This window comes from Terriglobia bacterium (assembly GCA_020072815.1).
In the GTDB taxonomy this organism is placed as follows: domain Bacteria; phylum Acidobacteriota; class Terriglobia; order Terriglobales; family Acidobacteriaceae; genus Angelobacter.
In genome coordinates this window covers 1-15786 of record JAIQGE010000021.1, presented here as the reverse complement: position 1 = coordinate 15786, position 15786 = coordinate 1, and the positions used below count along the sequence as shown (strand labels likewise).

Sequence of the window (15786 nt, the reverse complement as noted above, 5' to 3'; positions counted from 1 at the left end):
GAGGACACAGAGGAGCACGGAAGTCTTTTTCTGAGATCTCGCCCCTGAGCTTGCCGAAGGGGAGAGATCCATATGTGGCCCGGCAATCTTGCGGTCAAACAGTCAGGAGCCGCGATCATGGAGGCGATAGGGATCCCTCACCCGCCGAACCCGCGGGTTCGGGACTTTGGAAGAATGCGCTCTCGTGTCCTTTGTGGTTATTACTTTTGCTTTTCGCTGTGAGCGCGCCGTGCGTCTCCTGCTCCGGCCATCCTGATCCCAACACGCTGGTCATGATCATTGAGAACAGTCCGACGAACCTTGATCCACGCGTGGGGACAGACGCCTACTCGGAACGCATCGCCGGATTGATCTTTGATTCTCTCGTCCGCAAAGACGATCACTTTGTCCTGCGGCCTTGGGTGGCGGAAAAGTGGGAGACGCCCGATCCGCAGACCTACGTCTTTCATCTGCGCAAAGGGATCCATTTTCACGATGGGCGGGCGCTGACTTCACGCGACGTGAAATGGACGCTGGACTCCCTGCTGAACAAGACGGTGGTCAGCCTGCGCGCTGCCGCGTACCGGCATGTGTCCGCGGTGGAAGCGCCGGACGATGCCACGCTCATCATCCGCCTGAGCGAACCCGACGCGACCCTGCTGTGGAGCTTGAGTGACGGCGCGTTCGGCATTGTGCCTTACGGCAGCGGCAAAGAGGTCACCAGCAAGCCGGTTGGTTCTGGGCCGTTTCGCTTTGTCAGCCAGGAGCCCGACCGCGAGGTAATTCTTGAGCGCAATGACACGTACTGGGCCACGCCCGCCAAGGTCGCCCGCGTACGCTTTGCCGTGGTGCTGGATACCACCACGCGCGCGCTTGAACTGCGAAAGGGGAGCGCTGATCTCACGCCTCCTAACTCGCTCACTGCTGACCTGGTGAACACCCTGCGCCGTGAACGCAACCTTGCGGTGGTGCGGGAACCGGGGACCGGACTGGTGTATCTGGCCTTCAATTTGCGGGATCCCATTCTCAAAGACGTTCGCGTACGCCAGGCGCTGGCCTACGCCATTGATCGCGACATCATATTGCAGGCGCTCTTTGGCGGTTACGGGCGGCTGGCGGACAGCGTGCTTCCTCCGCAGCACTGGGCGTATTCCAGTGACGTGGCCCATTATCCGCGTTCTCCGGAAAAGGCCAATGCCCTGCTCGACGCCGCCGGATTTCCCCACGGCCCGGACGGCGTCCGTTTTCATCTCACGATGAAGACGTCCACGGAAGAGACCACGCGGATTCTGGCTGCGGTATTGCAGCAGCAGTTGCGCGAAGTGGGAATCGCCCTGGACATTCGCAGCTTTGAGTTTGGCACCTTTTATTCCGACATCACCAAGGGTTCGTTCCAACTTTATTCACTGCGCTGGGTGGGTGGCAGCAACCAGGACCCGGACATCTTCGAGTACGTTTTCTATTCCGGCAGCTTCCCGCCCAAGCGCGCCAACCGCGGTTACTATTCCAATCCGCAGGTGGACCAGTTGATTGACGAAGGCCGCAAGACCGTGGACCAAGCCAGGCGCAAGCAGATTTACCACGACGTGCAGCAGATCCTGGCGCGGGAGCTTCCCTACATTGATTTCTGGTACATGGACAACGTGATGGTGCATTCCACGCGGGTGCGCAACGTGCATCCGCAGCCTTCCGGCAATTACGATTTTCTGACCGAGGTTGAGTGGTCGCGCTGAAAGCCGGCTGGCCGCGAAGCGTGGCGTTGCCTGCGTTCGCAACTGGCGGGTGCGCAGGGCGGAGATGGTAGTATCAAAGACTCATGCAGATCCTCTTTATCGGCGACATTTTTGGGAATGCCGGCCGCAGAATCGTCCATGACCACCTGGCGCACGTGGTGGAAACCAACAAAGTGGAGCTGATCATCGCCAACGCGGAGAACTCCGCGGGCGGCTTCGGCGTGACTCCGTCGATCGCGGAAGAGTTGTTTGGCCTGGGCTGTGAAGTGCTGACCACGGGAAACCACGTTTGGGACAAGCGCGAGATCATTGAGTATTTCAATTCCGCCAACGGCAATCCCAACAGCCAGGCGCGGCGCGTGCTGCGTCCGGCGAACTATGCGGAAGGTGTTCCCGGAGTGGGATGGTATCAGGGCGTCGCCCGCAACGGGCAAGCCTACGCGGTGATCAACCTGCAAGGCCGCGTCTTCATGGCGGACAATGACGATCCTTTCCGCAAAGCGGATGCGTTGCTCAAACAAATCACGGCGAAGATCGTGATCGTGGATTTTCACGCGGAAGCCACGTCAGAAAAGATCGCCATGGGCTGGTATCTCGACGGGCGCGTCACCGCCGTTCTGGGCACGCACACTCATGTCCCCACGGCGGACAACCGCGTGCTGCCCAAAGGCACGGCCTACCAGACGGACGTGGGGATGACCGGGCCGTATGACAGCGTGATCGGCGTGGAGAAAGAGCAGATCCTGCAGCGGTTTCTTTTCGGACTGCCCGGACGATTCGAAGCAGCCAAAGGCGACCCGCGATTCTGCGCGGTGCTGATTGATTGCGACGAAAGCACCGGCCGCGCCCGGACGATTCAGCGGCTGATGCTGGGCGAATAATAAAGCTTCCCAGTTTCAAGAGAAAAGGGCAGCCCACACGGGCTGCCCTTCTTCAAGAATAGATCTGTCTATTTCTTCTTCGTATGCGGCACCGGTTTCCTGACCGGAGGCTTGGGTTTGGGCTTGGCGGCTGCCGGCAATTCGCCGTGGCTCATGGTGAACATGAACGGGCTGGGCGTGTACTCGGAGATCACGCCGATCAGTTCAATGGTTGCGCCGGCCGCGGGGATTTGGGCCGTGGTCATGGGTTTTTCCATCACCACGTGGAGGTCCGCTTTGTTGGCCTGCTGGTTATCTTCAGTGATCGCAGCTTCAATGGTCCCTTCCGTCGCAGAAATCACCTTGATTGGTATTTTCAGCTTGGCCTGCTCGCCTTTGGAATCCTTTTGCTTGTTCTGGATGGCTGTCCAAACTTTTTCCGCAGCATCTTTGTTGCACTGCGCGCCGGAGTCGCGGTATTGCAGGATAAACTCCCAGTCGCCAAACGACAGGGTGGCCGGGTCGTTGTCCTGGACCGCCTTGCAGGCGATTTCCTGCGGCGTGGGGGCCGGCGTCACCGCGATTTCCGCCGGTGGCGCGCTCTGAGCGCCGGCAGCGTCGCGGAATGCTTCCCAGCCATCGGCGCCGCCGTGGTATCTCTTGTATTCGGCGAGGCCGTTTTGGTTCACAACGTTGGCGCCGGCGGCGTTGTTGGCGGCTTTGGCGATGCCGTACGCCTTGGCCACGTACCAAAAGCCTCTCTTATCCAACGGAGTTGACTTCAGGTATGCGATGCCAAGCTGGTAGCACGCCTCCAGGTTGCTGGGGTCCACCTGCAGGGCGACTTGCAGATGTTTGGCAGCGCCAGCGAAGTCCTTGGTCTGCAGAGAGGCGAATCCGGCGGCCCCAGCGAAGATGATCTTCATCTGGGTCTTCTGCTTGTCAAAGTCGGCGTCCGATACGCCCTCCGGCTTGGTCCAGGAGCCCAGCGAATCCAGCCCCTGCTCAGCTTCCGTTTTGACTTTTGCGAAATCGTCCGGGGTCTTGGCTTCAGAGCGGTCAAAGAAGGTGACGATGGCCAGGGCGCGAACATTCTTGGCGTCCTCCACCAGAATCCGCTTCGCCAGTTCCCTGACCTTGGCTTGGTTGCCGGCCGCCTGGTACGCCGCCATGGCTTCCTGCAGCGCTTCCAGCTTCACGATGCTCTGCGGATACTGCTTCACAAAGGCTTCCATCAAGGCGCCTTTGGCCGCCTGGTCCTGGGTGTTCAACGCCGCGATGTAGGCGTTGTACTCCGCCGGGTCTTTGATGACTTTCTGGTTGGTAGGGATATTCTGCTGATCAGAACCCGCAGGGGTTTGCGCCGTGGCTTGCGCCAGGGTACCCGCAATTAGCGCCAGCACGAATGTGACAAGCACTTTTTTCATTTGGCTATCGCTCCTTCAATCCATCTCTGCCGGATTTTGTTCGGACCGGACGCACCTGAGCGCCGCCCAGCCGAAAACTGGCTTGCCTGAATAAGAACAATCTGAGCCACGGATTATAAAAGACTATCCCCACTTTTGGGCAAGCAGCGTCAGAAAATGCTGGTTTACTTCTCAGATGCAAATTCCCGGCGAAACGTTATCCCGCCCGCCAAGTGAGAGGCGTTCCTACATAATAAACGCACTGCGCCCCGACTAAAGACACTTAACGTACCTTGAATGTTCCCGGTAAAATTCCAGGGAGTTGGGGCACGAAGCCAAAGGAGATTCAAGCCATGCTGGAACTTGCGCAGAAAATCGCTGTCATCACCGGGGGCGGCCGCGGGATTGGCGCGGGCATCGCCCGGCGGCTGGCCGCCCTGGGCGCAACCGTGGTGGTGTGCGGCCGGACCGTGGCCCACCTGGAAGACACCGCTCGGCAAGTCCGCTCCGCCGGAGGACAATGCGAAGCCCTGCCCTGCAACGTAGCCGATTGGGCTTCCGTGGCCGCGCTGGCGGAGCGGGTGCACAGGACCTTTGGCCGCCTGGACATTCTGGTCAACAACGCCGGAATCGCCTGCTATGGCCAGGCTCTGCACCGGACCTCCCTGGAAGCCTGGGACAATACTATGAACACCAATTTGCGCGGAGTGTTCTACACCATTCGCGCTTTTGCGCCGCTTTTGATCGCCAGCGGCGGCGGGCATATCGTGAACATCTCGTCCATCGCCAGCAAAAACCCGCTGCCCAACGCGGCAGTGTATGCGGCGTCCAAGTGGGGATTGAATGGACTATCTTACTCGGCGGCGGAAGAGCTGCGCGGGCACAACATCCGCGTGTCCGTGGTCTGCCCCGGCTCCACCAACACGGAACTCTCTCCGCACGAAGGCAAAGACCCCGCAAAGATGCTACAGCCCGACGACATTGGCCACGTGGTGGGCATGCTGGTGACGCAGTCGCCCAATTCGTTTGCCAGCGAGGTGGTTATCAGGCCGACGATGAAACCGTGAGCTTCGAGAGATCGCCGTGATCGCGCGTGATCGCCGACATCGCCGTCATCGGGAGACTGCGGTTAAGGACCACCCTCAAGGTCGTTGAATCCAAGAGTCGAGTGAATCCAAGGTCGAGTGAGTCCAAAGGCCGAGTGAATCCAGAGGAAAATTGAAAGATGGACACAGACAAGCACGAAGAATTGAAAGCGAGAACCAAGCTTTTTGCGTTGCGGCTCATCAGGATGTCACAGTCGCTCCCGCATTCCCGTGAAGCCAACGTCATTGCCCAACAGATCTTGCGTTCAGGGACGAGTGTGGGCGCGAACTACCGGGCTGCGGGCAGGTCGCGATCGAAGGCTGAGTTTATCGCCAAATTGGGAGTCGTTGTGGAAGAAGCAGACGAAACAGTGTTCTGGCTGGAACTCTTGTCGGAAAGCGGCCTTATGAAAGCCTCCAAGCTCATGAACTTGCTCTCTGAAGCCAACCAATTGCTTGCCATCTTTGCTGCGTCTCGTCGCACGGCGAGAGAATGATGCCTGGACACAGGCTTTCATTGGCTAGGCCCTTGGGGCCTTGCTTTCCCGATGACGCGCGATGACGGCGATGGCGCGCGATGGCGGCGATGCGTCCTTCAGGACGCCGGTTCGATTTTCGTCAGCAGTTGTTCTTTGCGATACACCAGGTTGCTGGCGTTGAAGGTGGCCAGTTTGAAGCCGTGGCCGTGGGTGATGGCGTCAGTGGGGCAGGCTTCCACGCAGTAACCGCAGAAGATGCAGCGGTTGTAGTCAATGTTGTAGACCTTGGCGTAACGCTCGGCGCCGCTGATGCGATGCTCTTCCGTATTCTCCGCGGCTTCAATGTAGATGCAGTTCGAAGGACACGCCGCCGCGCACAGGAAACAGGCTACACACTTTTCCAGGCCGTTTTCGTCGCGCTGCAGGACGTGCAGTCCGCGGAAGCGCTCCTGGAACACCGCGCCCTCGTTGGGCAGCTTTTTGTTGGGATAGTCCTCCACGATGGTGGGCTGAAACATCTCAAAGAAGGTTACGGACATCCCCTTGGCAATCCCGTAAATATCGCGGAATATGGACATGCGGACAGTATAAAGGCTAGTTGCCGGGGAGACAAAGGGGCCACCCGTCGGGCAGACTCGGCTCTTTCCTGCGATCATTCCTCGGCCGACGCCTACTTCCTCTTCTGGAACCGGCTGCGGGCGATGTACAGCGTGTCATTCGACGCCGCCGCATTCGCGCCCAGCATGGCGGTAATCGCCAACTGCTTCACGCGGCCATCCGAGAATCGAAGGATCAACGTGAAGTCGCGAATCTCATAGGTTCCCGTGCCGGCGGCGTCCTGGCGCGGGTCGCCCGACTTCAAGAAAGTGGCGAACACGCCCTCATCCGCGAATTTTCCGTCGCTCGAAAACCGGAAGATCGGCCTCTTCCCCACCGGCCAGCGGTCAAGATCAGGATCGTTGGGATTGGCCAGGCTGGTCCACGCGCCTTGCAAGCGAAGGCCGTCCACGGACTGGCAAAGGTAAAAGTGGGCGCTGTCAATCTTGAGTTTTCCGGCGCCTTCGCTCTGCAGCGCCTCAGGATATTTCACGCCGGGTTTGGTGATGGAGCCGGAGCTGTTCGAGAAGCTGTACGTACCCCAGTAGCTGCGCTGGCCGGAATCGGACTGGCTGGCGCTGCGATCAAATCCCAAAAAGCCCGCACGCGGAATGTCTTCAAAGATCTGGCCGTCATCGTAAAAGGTGTACCAGCGCGGTTGCGGCTCGTAGTTGCCGACATAGGTCTTGAATCCCATCCAGACTCCGGAGAGGCCTTTGCCGGGACGCGGCGCGGCGCTGGGCCCGCTGCGTGCTCCGCTGCTGCTAGACGCAGGGGCGGGAGCGGAAGCCGCGGTCGGCGCGACCAGTCTCATGCTGTCCAGAAAAGATTGCGCCGCCGCTTGACGCGCTTCCAGAGCTTTCTCGTTGGTGGCGACCATCATCACGGAGAAGCGTCGCTTTCCTGCCGGAAACACCATGAGGCGGACATACGCTGGCTGGCCGTTCTGCTGCTTGACCTGCGCGCTGCCCTGGCGAAACTTGAACCCGCCCTGCGACTGGCCGGCAGCCGATGCCGGGGCGCTGCCCGCGGAAAAGCTCTTGGCGACCACGTCTTTCCATTCGCTCACAAAATCTTTTTCGGCATCGCCCGATCCCGGCGCGCTGTTGTACACCGCCAGCATCACGAAGGTTTTGGCCGCGTTGTCAATGAAGGTGAATACGACATGGTCGCTGTCCTGGGAGGCAGCCCAACCCGCGGGCGGCGTGAAGGAGACAAGATCAAACGTCTGGGTCTGTGCGGCCAACAGCGAGCTAGCGGTCAAAAGAAACAGGACGAACCGGATTGCACGTGCACGCGCCACGCAGGCTTTCATGTCGCCTCCAAGGGATTGCTAAGTGAGAATTTGTGGGGGATGGGTCGAGATTTGAAATTAGTATAGCTGCTTTCACCGGGAGTGAAAAACCCGGCGCTGCACACAGAACACAGCGGACTTCTTCGCCTGGCCTGAGTCAACTTTGATTCGCGGCTATCGCGTTCACTCGCGGCCGAGTTCTTCGTGATCCGTCATCAGCGCGAATCTGCGGCAATCTTCTCCACCACTGGCTCCAGTCGGTCAAACGCCTCTTTGAGAATTCCGCGGGAAGTAGCAAAACAAATTCGCACATGGCCCGCCGATCCTTCGCCGAACCAGCGTGGCAGCCCGGGGACCAGCGCAACTTTGGCTTCGTCGCGAAGACGGGTGCATAGGCGCTCAGAGTCTTCGTCCAGGCTCTTGGTATTGGGGAAGATCACGTACGTCCCTTGCGGAGGCTCTACGGTTACGCCCGGCCACTGGCGCAGCCGTTCGACGGTGTAGTCGCGCTGGGCTTTGAGATGAGAGACAAAGTCCGCCAGCCAGCCGCGCCCTTCGCGCAGCGCGGCGATCACCGCCACCTGCGACAGTACGGAGACGCCGTAGACGGTGCTCTCGGCGTCAGAGGCGGCGACGATTTCTTTTTTCCACGCGGGATCGCTGCAGATCAAGCAGCCGACGCGCAGGCCGGCCAAAGCAAAATTCTTGGAAAAGCCATAGACGGTGACGGTGTTGCGCGCAATTTCCGGCGCTAGCGATGCCGTCGCCACGTGGCGGTGCGGTTCATAAACGATGTCTGACCAGATTTCGTCGGAAAGAATTCTCAGCCCGCGGCGTACGGCCCACCCGGCCACGGCTTGCAGCCACTGGCGCGAATACACCACGCCCAGGGGATTATGCGGGTTGCACAGCCACAACATGCGGGTGCGCGGCGTGATTTTCGCTTCCAGACCGGCAATAAATTCTTCTGGCGTTGTGGCGCGCGTGACGGCAACGCGCACCGCCTTGGCCCCGGCGAGTTCGATGGTATGGTGCAACAGAAAATCCACTGGCCCGGGGATCAGAGCTTCATCGCCGGGCTTGAGGCACGCGCGGGCGACCACGGCCATACCGGAAGCGGCGCTGTCAGTGGCAAAAACATGCTCTGGCGCGCATTCGAAGCCTCGCGTCGAGCGCATCCATTCGGCCACGGCTTCGCGAAAACTGGGGAGACCTTCCGGGGGGACGTAGCTCAGCACGCCGTCGCCGACGTAGCGGACCAGGGCTTCCTGTATCGGCGGACACACGGCAAAGTCCGGGTCGGCGGCGGTGAGCGGGATCACGCCGGCAGGCTGCTGGGCCCAGCGCATGTTGAACGCGCGCTCGCGCAGCAGGTCCAGGGGGACGGAATCGTCTGAGAAGTAGGATTCTTTCATCGCTGCTTCATATTTTTTGGGCTGCATGCCTTTTTTTTTGGGCTGCGTCTTCATTTAGGCTGCGTCATGCCCTTTTGAAATGTTGTTTCAGCCCATCGAAAGCCGCCTTGTAGGTGCTCCCCAGGAACCCGGCTACGTCATTTTCCATTCCCGGCGCGCATTCAAACTCCGCGCTGAGTTCGGCGAACGTGGAACCCGCGTCGGTGACGGGCAGCAATCGGACTCCGGCCTGATAGCGGGACATGGGGACAGCGCCCTCGAGCATCTTATATACGCAGCTGTGATTCTGGTCAGAGAACTCCAGCAACTGTTCCCGCATGCGCCCGCCGCCGGGCAGGCCGAAGTTACGGACGCAGCCGGCCTTGTCGCCAGGAATGCTGCCTTCAATTTTGGTGTCGGTGACGCCGGGAAACCATGTGTGTAGTGAATTGAAATCGCGAATGTATTGCCAAACTTGCTCTGGGGGCGCGTCAATCACGCTGGATGCATAGACTTTCGCCATGGATCATCCTCATTGGTCTTTGGTTTTCCAAATCCTCAAACAGCGGAGAAATTCTAACTGAAAGTTTTAAAAAACTCTTATATAGTGCCTGGGAGCGAGAAAATTCGAGTTGAGGAGGCACCATGTACGATGCCATCGTAGTCGGCGCCCGTTGCGCCGGGTCGCCTGTGGCCCTGTTGCTGGCCCGCAAAGGATACAAAGTCCTGCTGGTGGACCGCACCACGTTTCCCAGCGATATGGCGTTCTCCAACCACTTTATGCACCAGTCCGGCTCGGCTGCCATGAAGCGCATGGGACTTCTCGACCGTCTGGCCGCCACCGGCTGCCCGCCCATTACGCATGATTATTTCAATTATGGCGAATTCTCCCTCACCGGGCCTGTGCCCCCAGTGGACGGCGTCAACACGGCGTTTGCGCCGCGGCGCATTGTGCTGGACCCCATTCTGGCGGCGGGAGCCGTGGAAGCCGGGGCCGAGTTGCGCGAAGGCTTCTCCGTGCAGGAACTGCTCTGGGACAACGATCGGGTGGTCGGGATTCGCGGCCGGCACGAAAGTGGAGTGGTCACCGAGAAAGCGCGCATCGTGGTGGGCGCCGATGGAATGTTTTCCGTGGTGGCCCAGGCGGTGAAGGCCCCGGAAACCCACACCAGTCCCGGACTGGAAGGCTCGTGGTACTCCTACTGGAGCGGCGTGCCCATGAAGGTCTGGCACCTGTGGCTGCGTCCTAACCGCGTGGTTTTTGCTTACAACACCAATGACAACCTCTCGTTGATCGGCGTGGCATTCCCGGCGCGCGAGCTTGCGGAGGTGCGCACCAACGTGGAAAAACACCACGCGGCCACATCCCCTACCATCTGCGCCGCCCTTACGGTCCGGGATGGGCGCTGGTGGGCGATGCCGGCTACCAGAAAGATCCCTGCACGGCTTCCGGAATTACGGATGCCCTGCGCAGCGCGGAATGGCTGGCGGAAGGCATTGACGCCGGGTTGAGCGGACGCCAGCCGATGGAGCAGGCCCTGGCCGCTTATGAAAAGAAACGCAACGAATCGGAGCTGCCGTATTTCGAGATGACCACGCAACTGGCTGCGCTGGCGCCGCCTCCGCCGGAACTGGCGCAGGCGCTTTTTGCTCTGCAGTTTAATCCGGAACAGCGCGGCCGCTTCTTCAGCATGCTGGCCCACGGAGTTCCGATACCGGAGTTCTTCTCGCCGGAGAACATGCAGAAGATTATGGCCAGCATGCCGGCGAACAGCGCAGCGTCATAGCATTCAAAACCGCCAGGCGGTTTCCAAGGCTCTGCGCGTAATGATGCAGGCTCGCGATTACGCGATGGGCAGCAATACCTGCTCTTGCGCCAGTGGTTCCAGGAAACGCTGCATCAGTGCGCGCCCTTTGGCAACGAAGGGCTGGCACTGCTGGCGCCGTTCGGCGGAATAGCGCTCCAGCGCGGGCGAAAGCCCGTCCGCGGTGAGCGATGACTCCACTTCACGGGCCAGCACGACGGCATCGGATATCGCCGACGACACGCCCTGGCTGGTAAACGGTGAAAGCGGGTGCGCCGCGTCGCCCACCAGCGCCAGATTGCCGTGGTGGAACTGGGGAACCAGATCGGTATCCACGGGTTGCCAAAGATGCACGCGGGAAAAGTTGGTCACCTGCAGCAGATGCGGGATGGGCGAGGCCCAATCGCCGGCCAGCTTGCGGGCGAAGCTGCGTTTGGCTTCCGGGGCATGAGGATGTCCGTTCAAGGCCTCGTGAGGCAAGGCGAAGCGCTCGGCGTCAAACTGCAGGTACCAGACTACGTGATCGGCATCCACCGGCAGGATTCCCAAGGCGATGCCGCCGCCGCTGGAATGGAACTTGTTGAAGTTATGCCCCGCCCAACGTACGGTTTCGGGGCACTGGACCAATCCTACGATCTCCGGCACGCGCGCCATGGGCGCCGGCCAGCCGGGAAAAAGCGCCTGCCGGGCACGGGAATGACTGCCGTCGGCAGCCACGTAAAGGTCGGCGCGAATCGCCTCGCCGGAACTGAGGACGGCGCGCGTCACACGACCTTGCTGGTCAAACTCCAGGTGCTCCAGCTCGGCGTCAAAAGTGATGGTGGTATCTGGCGGTAGCGCGTCCAGCAGTGACGCACTCAGATCGCGGCGACGGATGCTGCGCGCCCCCAACGGCATGGCCTGTTCATGCAGAACATCTCCGGCGGAATTGCGGTAATAAAAACGCTCAAGCGGCACGCCGCCCAGGCGCACGCCGAGTCCCTCCATGCAGGCAATGCCTTCGGGAACCAGGATGAACCCCATGCCGGCTTCGTGGGCCTGGCGGCTTCTTTCGAAAACGCGGCAGTTGTGCCCGCGTCCGCGCAACGTGATGGCGGTCATTAACCCGGCAATTCCAGCGCCAAAAATTGCAACGTCCATAAGGATGTGCTCCTCAGCGCATCGGTCCAGATCGTTCCCCTCGGCGCATTTCTTCAGCTGACTGTTTCAAAGGTTAGTGAATTCTAATGGTTCAACGTGACTGATTTTTTCTGGTTTTGTTATCAGTCATTTACACGCCTTATGGAATTGTGAGGTTATTGGAGAAAATGTGCAAGTAGGTTCATTGCTACCGCGATGAACGTCTTATTCGCTTGCACTCACCCCGGACTAAAAGTCCTGGGCTGGGGCCCGCAACCGGAAACCGGGCTTGTTCGCGGTCTTCTTATCTTGCCAGGTCCTGGACCACGTATCGGAGTCCATCCACGACGCGGGCCATGCGGTCATAATCGAGAGTGTCGGCCTGGTCGCCAGGGAGGTGATAGTTGTTGTTTCGAAACGGCGCGGTGTCCGTGACCATGATGGCGGGATACCCCGCCTGCCAGAATGACCAATGGTCCGACCAGCCAACGCCGGTGACGGAAGCAGGGACCGCGGCACCTTCCGACGGAAATTTCGCATTCTTGCGAAACGCCCTCACGGCTTGCCTCACGGTCGCTCGCGAAGACACGTTGCCGATGAAACTGATGAAGTTGCCTTTCGCCGGATAAAGCAACCCAAATCCCGCGGGATACTGCTGACTGCCCTTTTGGTCAGAATAAGAACCAATCGTTTCCAAAGAAATTGCCGCGACAATATTCTCTTTGCCGGTGCGGGCTTGCCGAGCGTAAACCAGGCTGCCCATGTTTTCCGTTTGGAACCAGGGCAGCTCTTCATTCACGAACGCCACAAATTTGATGGTGCGCGCAGGGTGCGAGTCCTTGAGCAGGCGCGCCAATTCCAGGAGGGCGGCCACGCCGCTGGAGTTGTCGTCGGCGCCGGGACACTCGTCCGCCGTGTCATAGTGCGCGCCTACCACGACGATCTCTGAAGCCCTGGCGCTGCCGGGAATCACGGCGATGATGTTGCGCACCTGCTTGGCATGCACGGTCTTGGTCTGCACGGTGAACTCTTGCGACGTCACCTGATAGCCCAGCCGCTTGAAAGAGTTCTCCACATACTCCGCGGTGTTTTGCAAAGCGGGATAAGCGAACGCGTTTCTCTCGCCAATGGTTTCCGCCAGATACCAGACACGGCTTTTGAGGATGGCAGCGATTTCTTTCTGATCACTGGAGAGCGGCGGCAGCGCGCCGGAAAAAGACTTGCCCGGCATGGAAGTCATGAAGATGATCGGCAAGACGATCAGCAGTACAACGGCTGCCAGGACAGCAAGAGGAACCGGCCACCGGCGTCGGCGCCGCGACGGTTCCGGGTCCGGCTCTTCCAGCAATTCAGACAGCAGGTCTCGCATCAGCTAGCTCGGTTTTCGTCCGTAGTTGGTTTCAAATATCTTGCCCAGGACCTGGTTGAGATGGTGTTTCATGTGGGCCACGTAATCTTCAGCGATCCAGCCGAGCGTGGCCGGCGAATTGTTGCCGATGTGGCACGTAATCCCGGCGGCAGCGGCCGGAAGCCCGGCGAGCACGTGCGCGAGAAAACGGTTGTAGCTGGCCCACAGGTCCACCAAGAAACTCCAGTCCACTTCGCGAAAATTTTGCAACTCGACCAGCGGCTCCTGGTCGTATCCCGGGAACGTCAGGCTGCCTTGCAAAGCGGCGCGCACAAAACGCTGCTGGTTGTTGGATGCGGAATCCATGAGATGGCCGAGGATTTCCTTTTTCGCCCACTTCGTCGCCGACGGACGCGTGCTGGTGTCCACGTTGTTTAGCTTCATCAGTAGCGGCTTGGCCCGCGCCACGGTGCGTCCGAGGTCGGCGGCGATGGCGGCGAATGGATTGGTCAATTCCAACTCCTTGTCAGTATTGTGCCGCCCCTACGGGGCTCACATTTCTTTTTCCACCTAACCCACCCCTCCGGCTTCGCATGCGCTCGCCTCAGGGTGGGCTAGACTCTTTCGCGCCTTGCGGCGCTTGACTGTCGCAGACACCGGAATCAACTTTCACCCAGAGGCCTGAGTCAACTTTCGCAAACACCGGAATCAAGTCTCGCAGTCACCTGAGTCACCTTCGTATACCGAGCGGCAGAACCGGATGGCAACTCTGGAGCCGCAAGACGATCGGACGGAATGGATTACTCAATTCAATGCCGTCCAATGATTCGTGCCGTTCGCGCTCATTCGCGGCCAACTCTCTGATCAGCCATCATCTGCGAAAATCTGCGGCAAATTGTTTGCTCACTCAATCCCCAGATCTTTCCACTTCTTGTCCACCAGCGCTTTGGTCTTCTCGTCCATCAGGATTTCGTTGGGCCAGGGACGAGTGAACCCTTCGGCGGGCCACTTGCGGGTGGCGTCAATGCCCATCTTGGAACCAAAATTCGCCAGACGCGATGCGTGGTCCAGCGAATCCACTGGGCCAAGAGTGAACTGGATGTCGCGCTCAGGATCAATGTTGTTGAAGACCTTGAGCACCACTTCGCCGATGTCCTGCACGTTCACGTCTTCGTCCACGACCACCACGCATTTGGTAAACATGGCCTGGCCCAGCGACCAAATGCCGTTCATGACTTTGCGCGCGTGTCCGGGATACGACTTGCGAATGGAAACGATCATCAGGTTGTGAAACACGCCTTCCACCGGCAGGTTCACGTCCACGATTTCCGGCAGCGTGAGCTTCATCAGCGGCAGGAAGATGCGCTCCACGGCTTTGCCCATCCAGGCATCTTCCATGGGCGGCTTGCCCACGATGGTGGTAGCGTAAATGGGATCTTTGCGATGCGTGATGCAGGTGACATGCAAGACCGGGTACTCGTCTTCCAGCGAGTAAAAACCGGTGTGGTCGCCGAAAGGACCTTCGGTGCGAAGCTCGTCGAGCTTGACGTAGCCTTCGATGACGATCTCGGCGGACGCCGGGACTTCGAGGTCCACGGTTTCGCATTTGACCAGTTCCACCGGCTTCTGGCGGAGAAAGCCGGCGACGATGAACTCTTCCACTTCCGGCGGCGCAGGCACGATGGCGGAAAAAGTCAGCGCAGGCTCAGTACCGATGGCCACGGCAACTTCCATGGTCCCGCTGGGACGATCTCCCGGGGCGAGAACAGAGCCGCCGCCGGAGCGGGCCATGATGTCAACGGCAGCGCGCTTTTTTGTGAGTTCAGTCGCAGGCGAGGGCGCCTGCGCTCCACTGTCACTTGGGGTCGCGTTTTCGTCGCTCTTATTGGAGCCTTGGCGCAGCAGTTCACGATAGTGTTCGGCCGCAACTTTCTGGCGCTGCCAGTGCATGCCGGCGGTGGTGGCGTCGTACACCTGGATGCGATACATGCCCACGTTGCGCTTTCCGGTCTTCGGGTCGCGAGTGATCACGCACGGCAAGGTGATGAAGCGCCCGCCGTCCTGGGGCCAGCACTGCAGCACGGGAAAATCAAGCAGAGAGAAATCCCTCTTCTTGATGACTTCCTTGCACGGGCCGGTTTCCACGGTCCTGGGAAAGAACTTGCCCATGTCGGCCAGCATGGGAAGCATTTTGAGTTTTTCCAGAAAGCCTTCCGGTGACTTCATGTTCATCAACTGGCGGATGCGATCGGCGATTTCGTCTAGCCGGTCAACGCCCAGCGCCATCTGCATGCGGCGCTCCGAACCGAACTGGTTGATGAACACGGGAATGCCATTCGCGCCTTTCACGTTCTCAAACAGCAGCGCAGGTCCGCCGGGACGGCCGTACTTTTTCGCGGCGCCCTTGGAAACGCGGTCGGCAATTTCGGTGATCTCCAGGATGGGATCAACTTCGGCGCGAATCCGTTTGAGTTCGCCGGCGCGGTCCAGCGCGGCAATCCACTCTCTCAGGTCGTTGTAATAGGCCAATCGGCGCTCCCGCAGTCAGGGTGAAAGAACCCGCCGATTATATAAGGAGCAGACGCTGCTGAGCAGGAAGTGCGCCGCTCTATGCATTAGCACCCTGGCGGCGAGGCCGGCTTGCGCGCCGAGCCGCTTGCATCAGGTGCAAGAGAATGCGTCATGAA

Annotated in this window: 15 protein-coding genes; 6 read left to right on the top strand and 9 right to left on the bottom strand. The window is 59.7% G+C overall.

The genetic code is table 11. The annotated features are described in order from the left end of the window. Window positions 1-272: 272 nt before the first annotated feature. Window positions 273-1712, top strand: a complete 1440-nt coding sequence (locus tag LAO20_20715) for an ABC transporter substrate-binding protein (GenBank protein ID MBZ5533859.1) — start codon at window positions 273-275, stop codon at window positions 1710-1712. A gap of 83 nt (window positions 1713-1795) precedes the next feature. Continuing rightward, window positions 1796-2593, top strand: a complete 798-nt coding sequence (locus LAO20_20710) for a TIGR00282 family metallophosphoesterase (protein MBZ5533858.1) — start codon at window positions 1796-1798, stop codon at window positions 2591-2593. 68 nt (window positions 2594-2661) lie between these two features. On the opposite strand, the gene LAO20_20705 is transcribed toward LAO20_20710, so the two are convergent. Continuing rightward, the gene (locus LAO20_20705; GenBank protein ID MBZ5533857.1) at window positions 2662-3999 is read right to left on the bottom strand and encodes a hypothetical protein; all 1338 of its coding nucleotides are present in this window, start codon (window positions 3997-3999) and stop codon (window positions 2662-2664) included. 332 nt (window positions 4000-4331) lie between these two features. Here LAO20_20705 and LAO20_20700 point away from each other — a divergent pair, with 332 nt between their 5' ends. Next, on the top strand, window positions 4332-5045 hold the full coding sequence (locus LAO20_20700) for an SDR family oxidoreductase (GenBank protein MBZ5533856.1): 714 nt from the start codon (window positions 4332-4334) through the stop codon (window positions 5043-5045). Window positions 5046-5203: 158 nt separating this feature from the next. Continuing rightward, window positions 5204-5560 (top strand): four helix bundle protein, encoded by a 357-nt coding sequence (locus tag LAO20_20695; GenBank protein MBZ5533855.1) that lies wholly within the window; start codon window positions 5204-5206, stop codon window positions 5558-5560. 98 nt (window positions 5561-5658) lie between these two features. Here the strand turns inward: LAO20_20695 and nuoI are convergent, their stop codons facing one another. The 4 genes from nuoI to LAO20_20675 all read right to left on the bottom strand — a co-directional run bounded on the left by nuoI (window position 5659) and on the right by LAO20_20675 (window position 9350). Further along, a complete protein-coding gene (gene nuoI / locus LAO20_20690) occupies window positions 5659-6120 on the bottom strand; it encodes an NADH-quinone oxidoreductase subunit NuoI (protein ID MBZ5533854.1) in 462 nt (153 codons plus the stop codon). Between the two features lie 92 nt (window positions 6121-6212). Beyond that, window positions 6213-7454, bottom strand: coding sequence for a hypothetical protein (locus tag LAO20_20685; protein MBZ5533853.1), 1242 nt, complete (start codon window positions 7452-7454; stop codon window positions 6213-6215). Window positions 7455-7648: 194 nt separating this feature from the next. Then, complete coding sequence (locus LAO20_20680; GenBank protein ID MBZ5533852.1) at window positions 7649-8902, bottom strand: pyridoxal phosphate-dependent aminotransferase; 1254 nt, start codon at window positions 8900-8902, stop codon at window positions 7649-7651. A gap of 10 nt (window positions 8903-8912) precedes the next feature. Then, window positions 8913-9350 carry an SRPBCC family protein gene (locus LAO20_20675; GenBank protein ID MBZ5533851.1) on the bottom strand — a complete coding sequence of 146 codons (438 nt, stop codon included), beginning with the start codon at window positions 9348-9350 and terminating at the stop codon, window positions 8913-8915. A 122-nt stretch (window positions 9351-9472) separates the two neighbouring features. On the opposite strand from LAO20_20675, the gene LAO20_20670 reads away from it, so the two are divergent. Together LAO20_20670 and LAO20_20665 are read left to right on the top strand one after the other, a co-directional pair. Continuing rightward, window positions 9473-10339: an FAD-dependent monooxygenase gene (locus LAO20_20670; GenBank protein ID MBZ5533850.1), complete on the top strand. Its 867-nt coding sequence runs from the start codon at window positions 9473-9475 to the stop codon at window positions 10337-10339. Next, window positions 10336-10614, top strand: coding sequence for a hypothetical protein (locus LAO20_20665; GenBank protein MBZ5533849.1), 279 nt, complete (start codon window positions 10336-10338; stop codon window positions 10612-10614). Before LAO20_20670 ends, LAO20_20665 begins: the two co-directional genes overlap by 4 nt. A 57-nt stretch (window positions 10615-10671) precedes the next feature. On the opposite strand, the gene LAO20_20660 is transcribed toward LAO20_20665, so the two are convergent. The 4 genes from LAO20_20660 to LAO20_20645 form a co-directional block, all read right to left on the bottom strand. Further along, on the bottom strand, window positions 10672-11772 hold the full coding sequence (locus LAO20_20660; protein ID MBZ5533848.1) for an FAD-dependent monooxygenase: 1101 nt from the start codon (window positions 11770-11772) through the stop codon (window positions 10672-10674). A gap of 283 nt (window positions 11773-12055) precedes the next feature. Beyond that, window positions 12056-12991: a M20/M25/M40 family metallo-hydrolase gene (locus LAO20_20655; GenBank protein MBZ5533847.1), complete on the bottom strand. Its 936-nt coding sequence runs from the start codon at window positions 12989-12991 to the stop codon at window positions 12056-12058. A 132-nt stretch (window positions 12992-13123) separates the two neighbouring features. Then, window positions 13124-13612, bottom strand: a complete 489-nt coding sequence (locus tag LAO20_20650) for a DinB family protein (protein ID MBZ5533846.1) — start codon at window positions 13610-13612, stop codon at window positions 13124-13126. Window positions 13613-14002: 390 nt separating this feature from the next. Beyond that, complete coding sequence (locus tag LAO20_20645) at window positions 14003-15628, bottom strand: UbiD family decarboxylase (protein ID MBZ5533845.1); 1626 nt, start codon at window positions 15626-15628, stop codon at window positions 14003-14005. Window positions 15629-15786: the final 158 nt, after the last annotated feature.

What these genes read in the sequence shown, in the direction of transcription:
- LAO20_20715 (MBZ5533859.1), top strand. Translation starts at nt 273, where the DNA reads ATGATCATTGAGAACAGTCCGACGAACCTTGATCCACGCGTGGGGACA.
- LAO20_20710 (MBZ5533858.1), top strand. Translation starts at nt 1,796, where the DNA reads ATGCAGATCCTCTTTATCGGCGACATTTTTGGGAATGCCGGCCGCAGA.
- LAO20_20705 (MBZ5533857.1), bottom strand. Translation starts at nt 3,999, where the DNA reads ATGAAAAAAGTGCTTGTCACATTCGTGCTGGCGCTAATTGCGGGTACC.
- LAO20_20700 (MBZ5533856.1), top strand. Translation starts at nt 4,332, where the DNA reads ATGCTGGAACTTGCGCAGAAAATCGCTGTCATCACCGGGGGCGGCCGC.
- LAO20_20695 (MBZ5533855.1), top strand. Translation starts at nt 5,204, where the DNA reads ATGGACACAGACAAGCACGAAGAATTGAAAGCGAGAACCAAGCTTTTT.
- nuoI (MBZ5533854.1), bottom strand. Translation starts at nt 6,120, where the DNA reads ATGTCCATATTCCGCGATATTTACGGGATTGCCAAGGGGATGTCCGTA.
- LAO20_20685 (MBZ5533853.1), bottom strand. Translation starts at nt 7,454, where the DNA reads ATGAAAGCCTGCGTGGCGCGTGCACGTGCAATCCGGTTCGTCCTGTTT.
- LAO20_20680 (MBZ5533852.1), bottom strand. Translation starts at nt 8,902, where the DNA reads ATGAAGACGCAGCCCAAAAAAAAAGGCATGCAGCCCAAAAAATATGAA.
- LAO20_20675 (MBZ5533851.1), bottom strand. Translation starts at nt 9,350, where the DNA reads ATGGCGAAAGTCTATGCATCCAGCGTGATTGACGCGCCCCCAGAGCAA.
- LAO20_20670 (MBZ5533850.1), top strand. Translation starts at nt 9,473, where the DNA reads ATGTACGATGCCATCGTAGTCGGCGCCCGTTGCGCCGGGTCGCCTGTG.
- LAO20_20660 (MBZ5533848.1), bottom strand. Translation starts at nt 11,772, where the DNA reads ATGGACGTTGCAATTTTTGGCGCTGGAATTGCCGGGTTAATGACCGCC.
- LAO20_20655 (MBZ5533847.1), bottom strand. Translation starts at nt 12,991, where the DNA reads ATGACTTCCATGCCGGGCAAGTCTTTTTCCGGCGCGCTGCCGCCGCTC.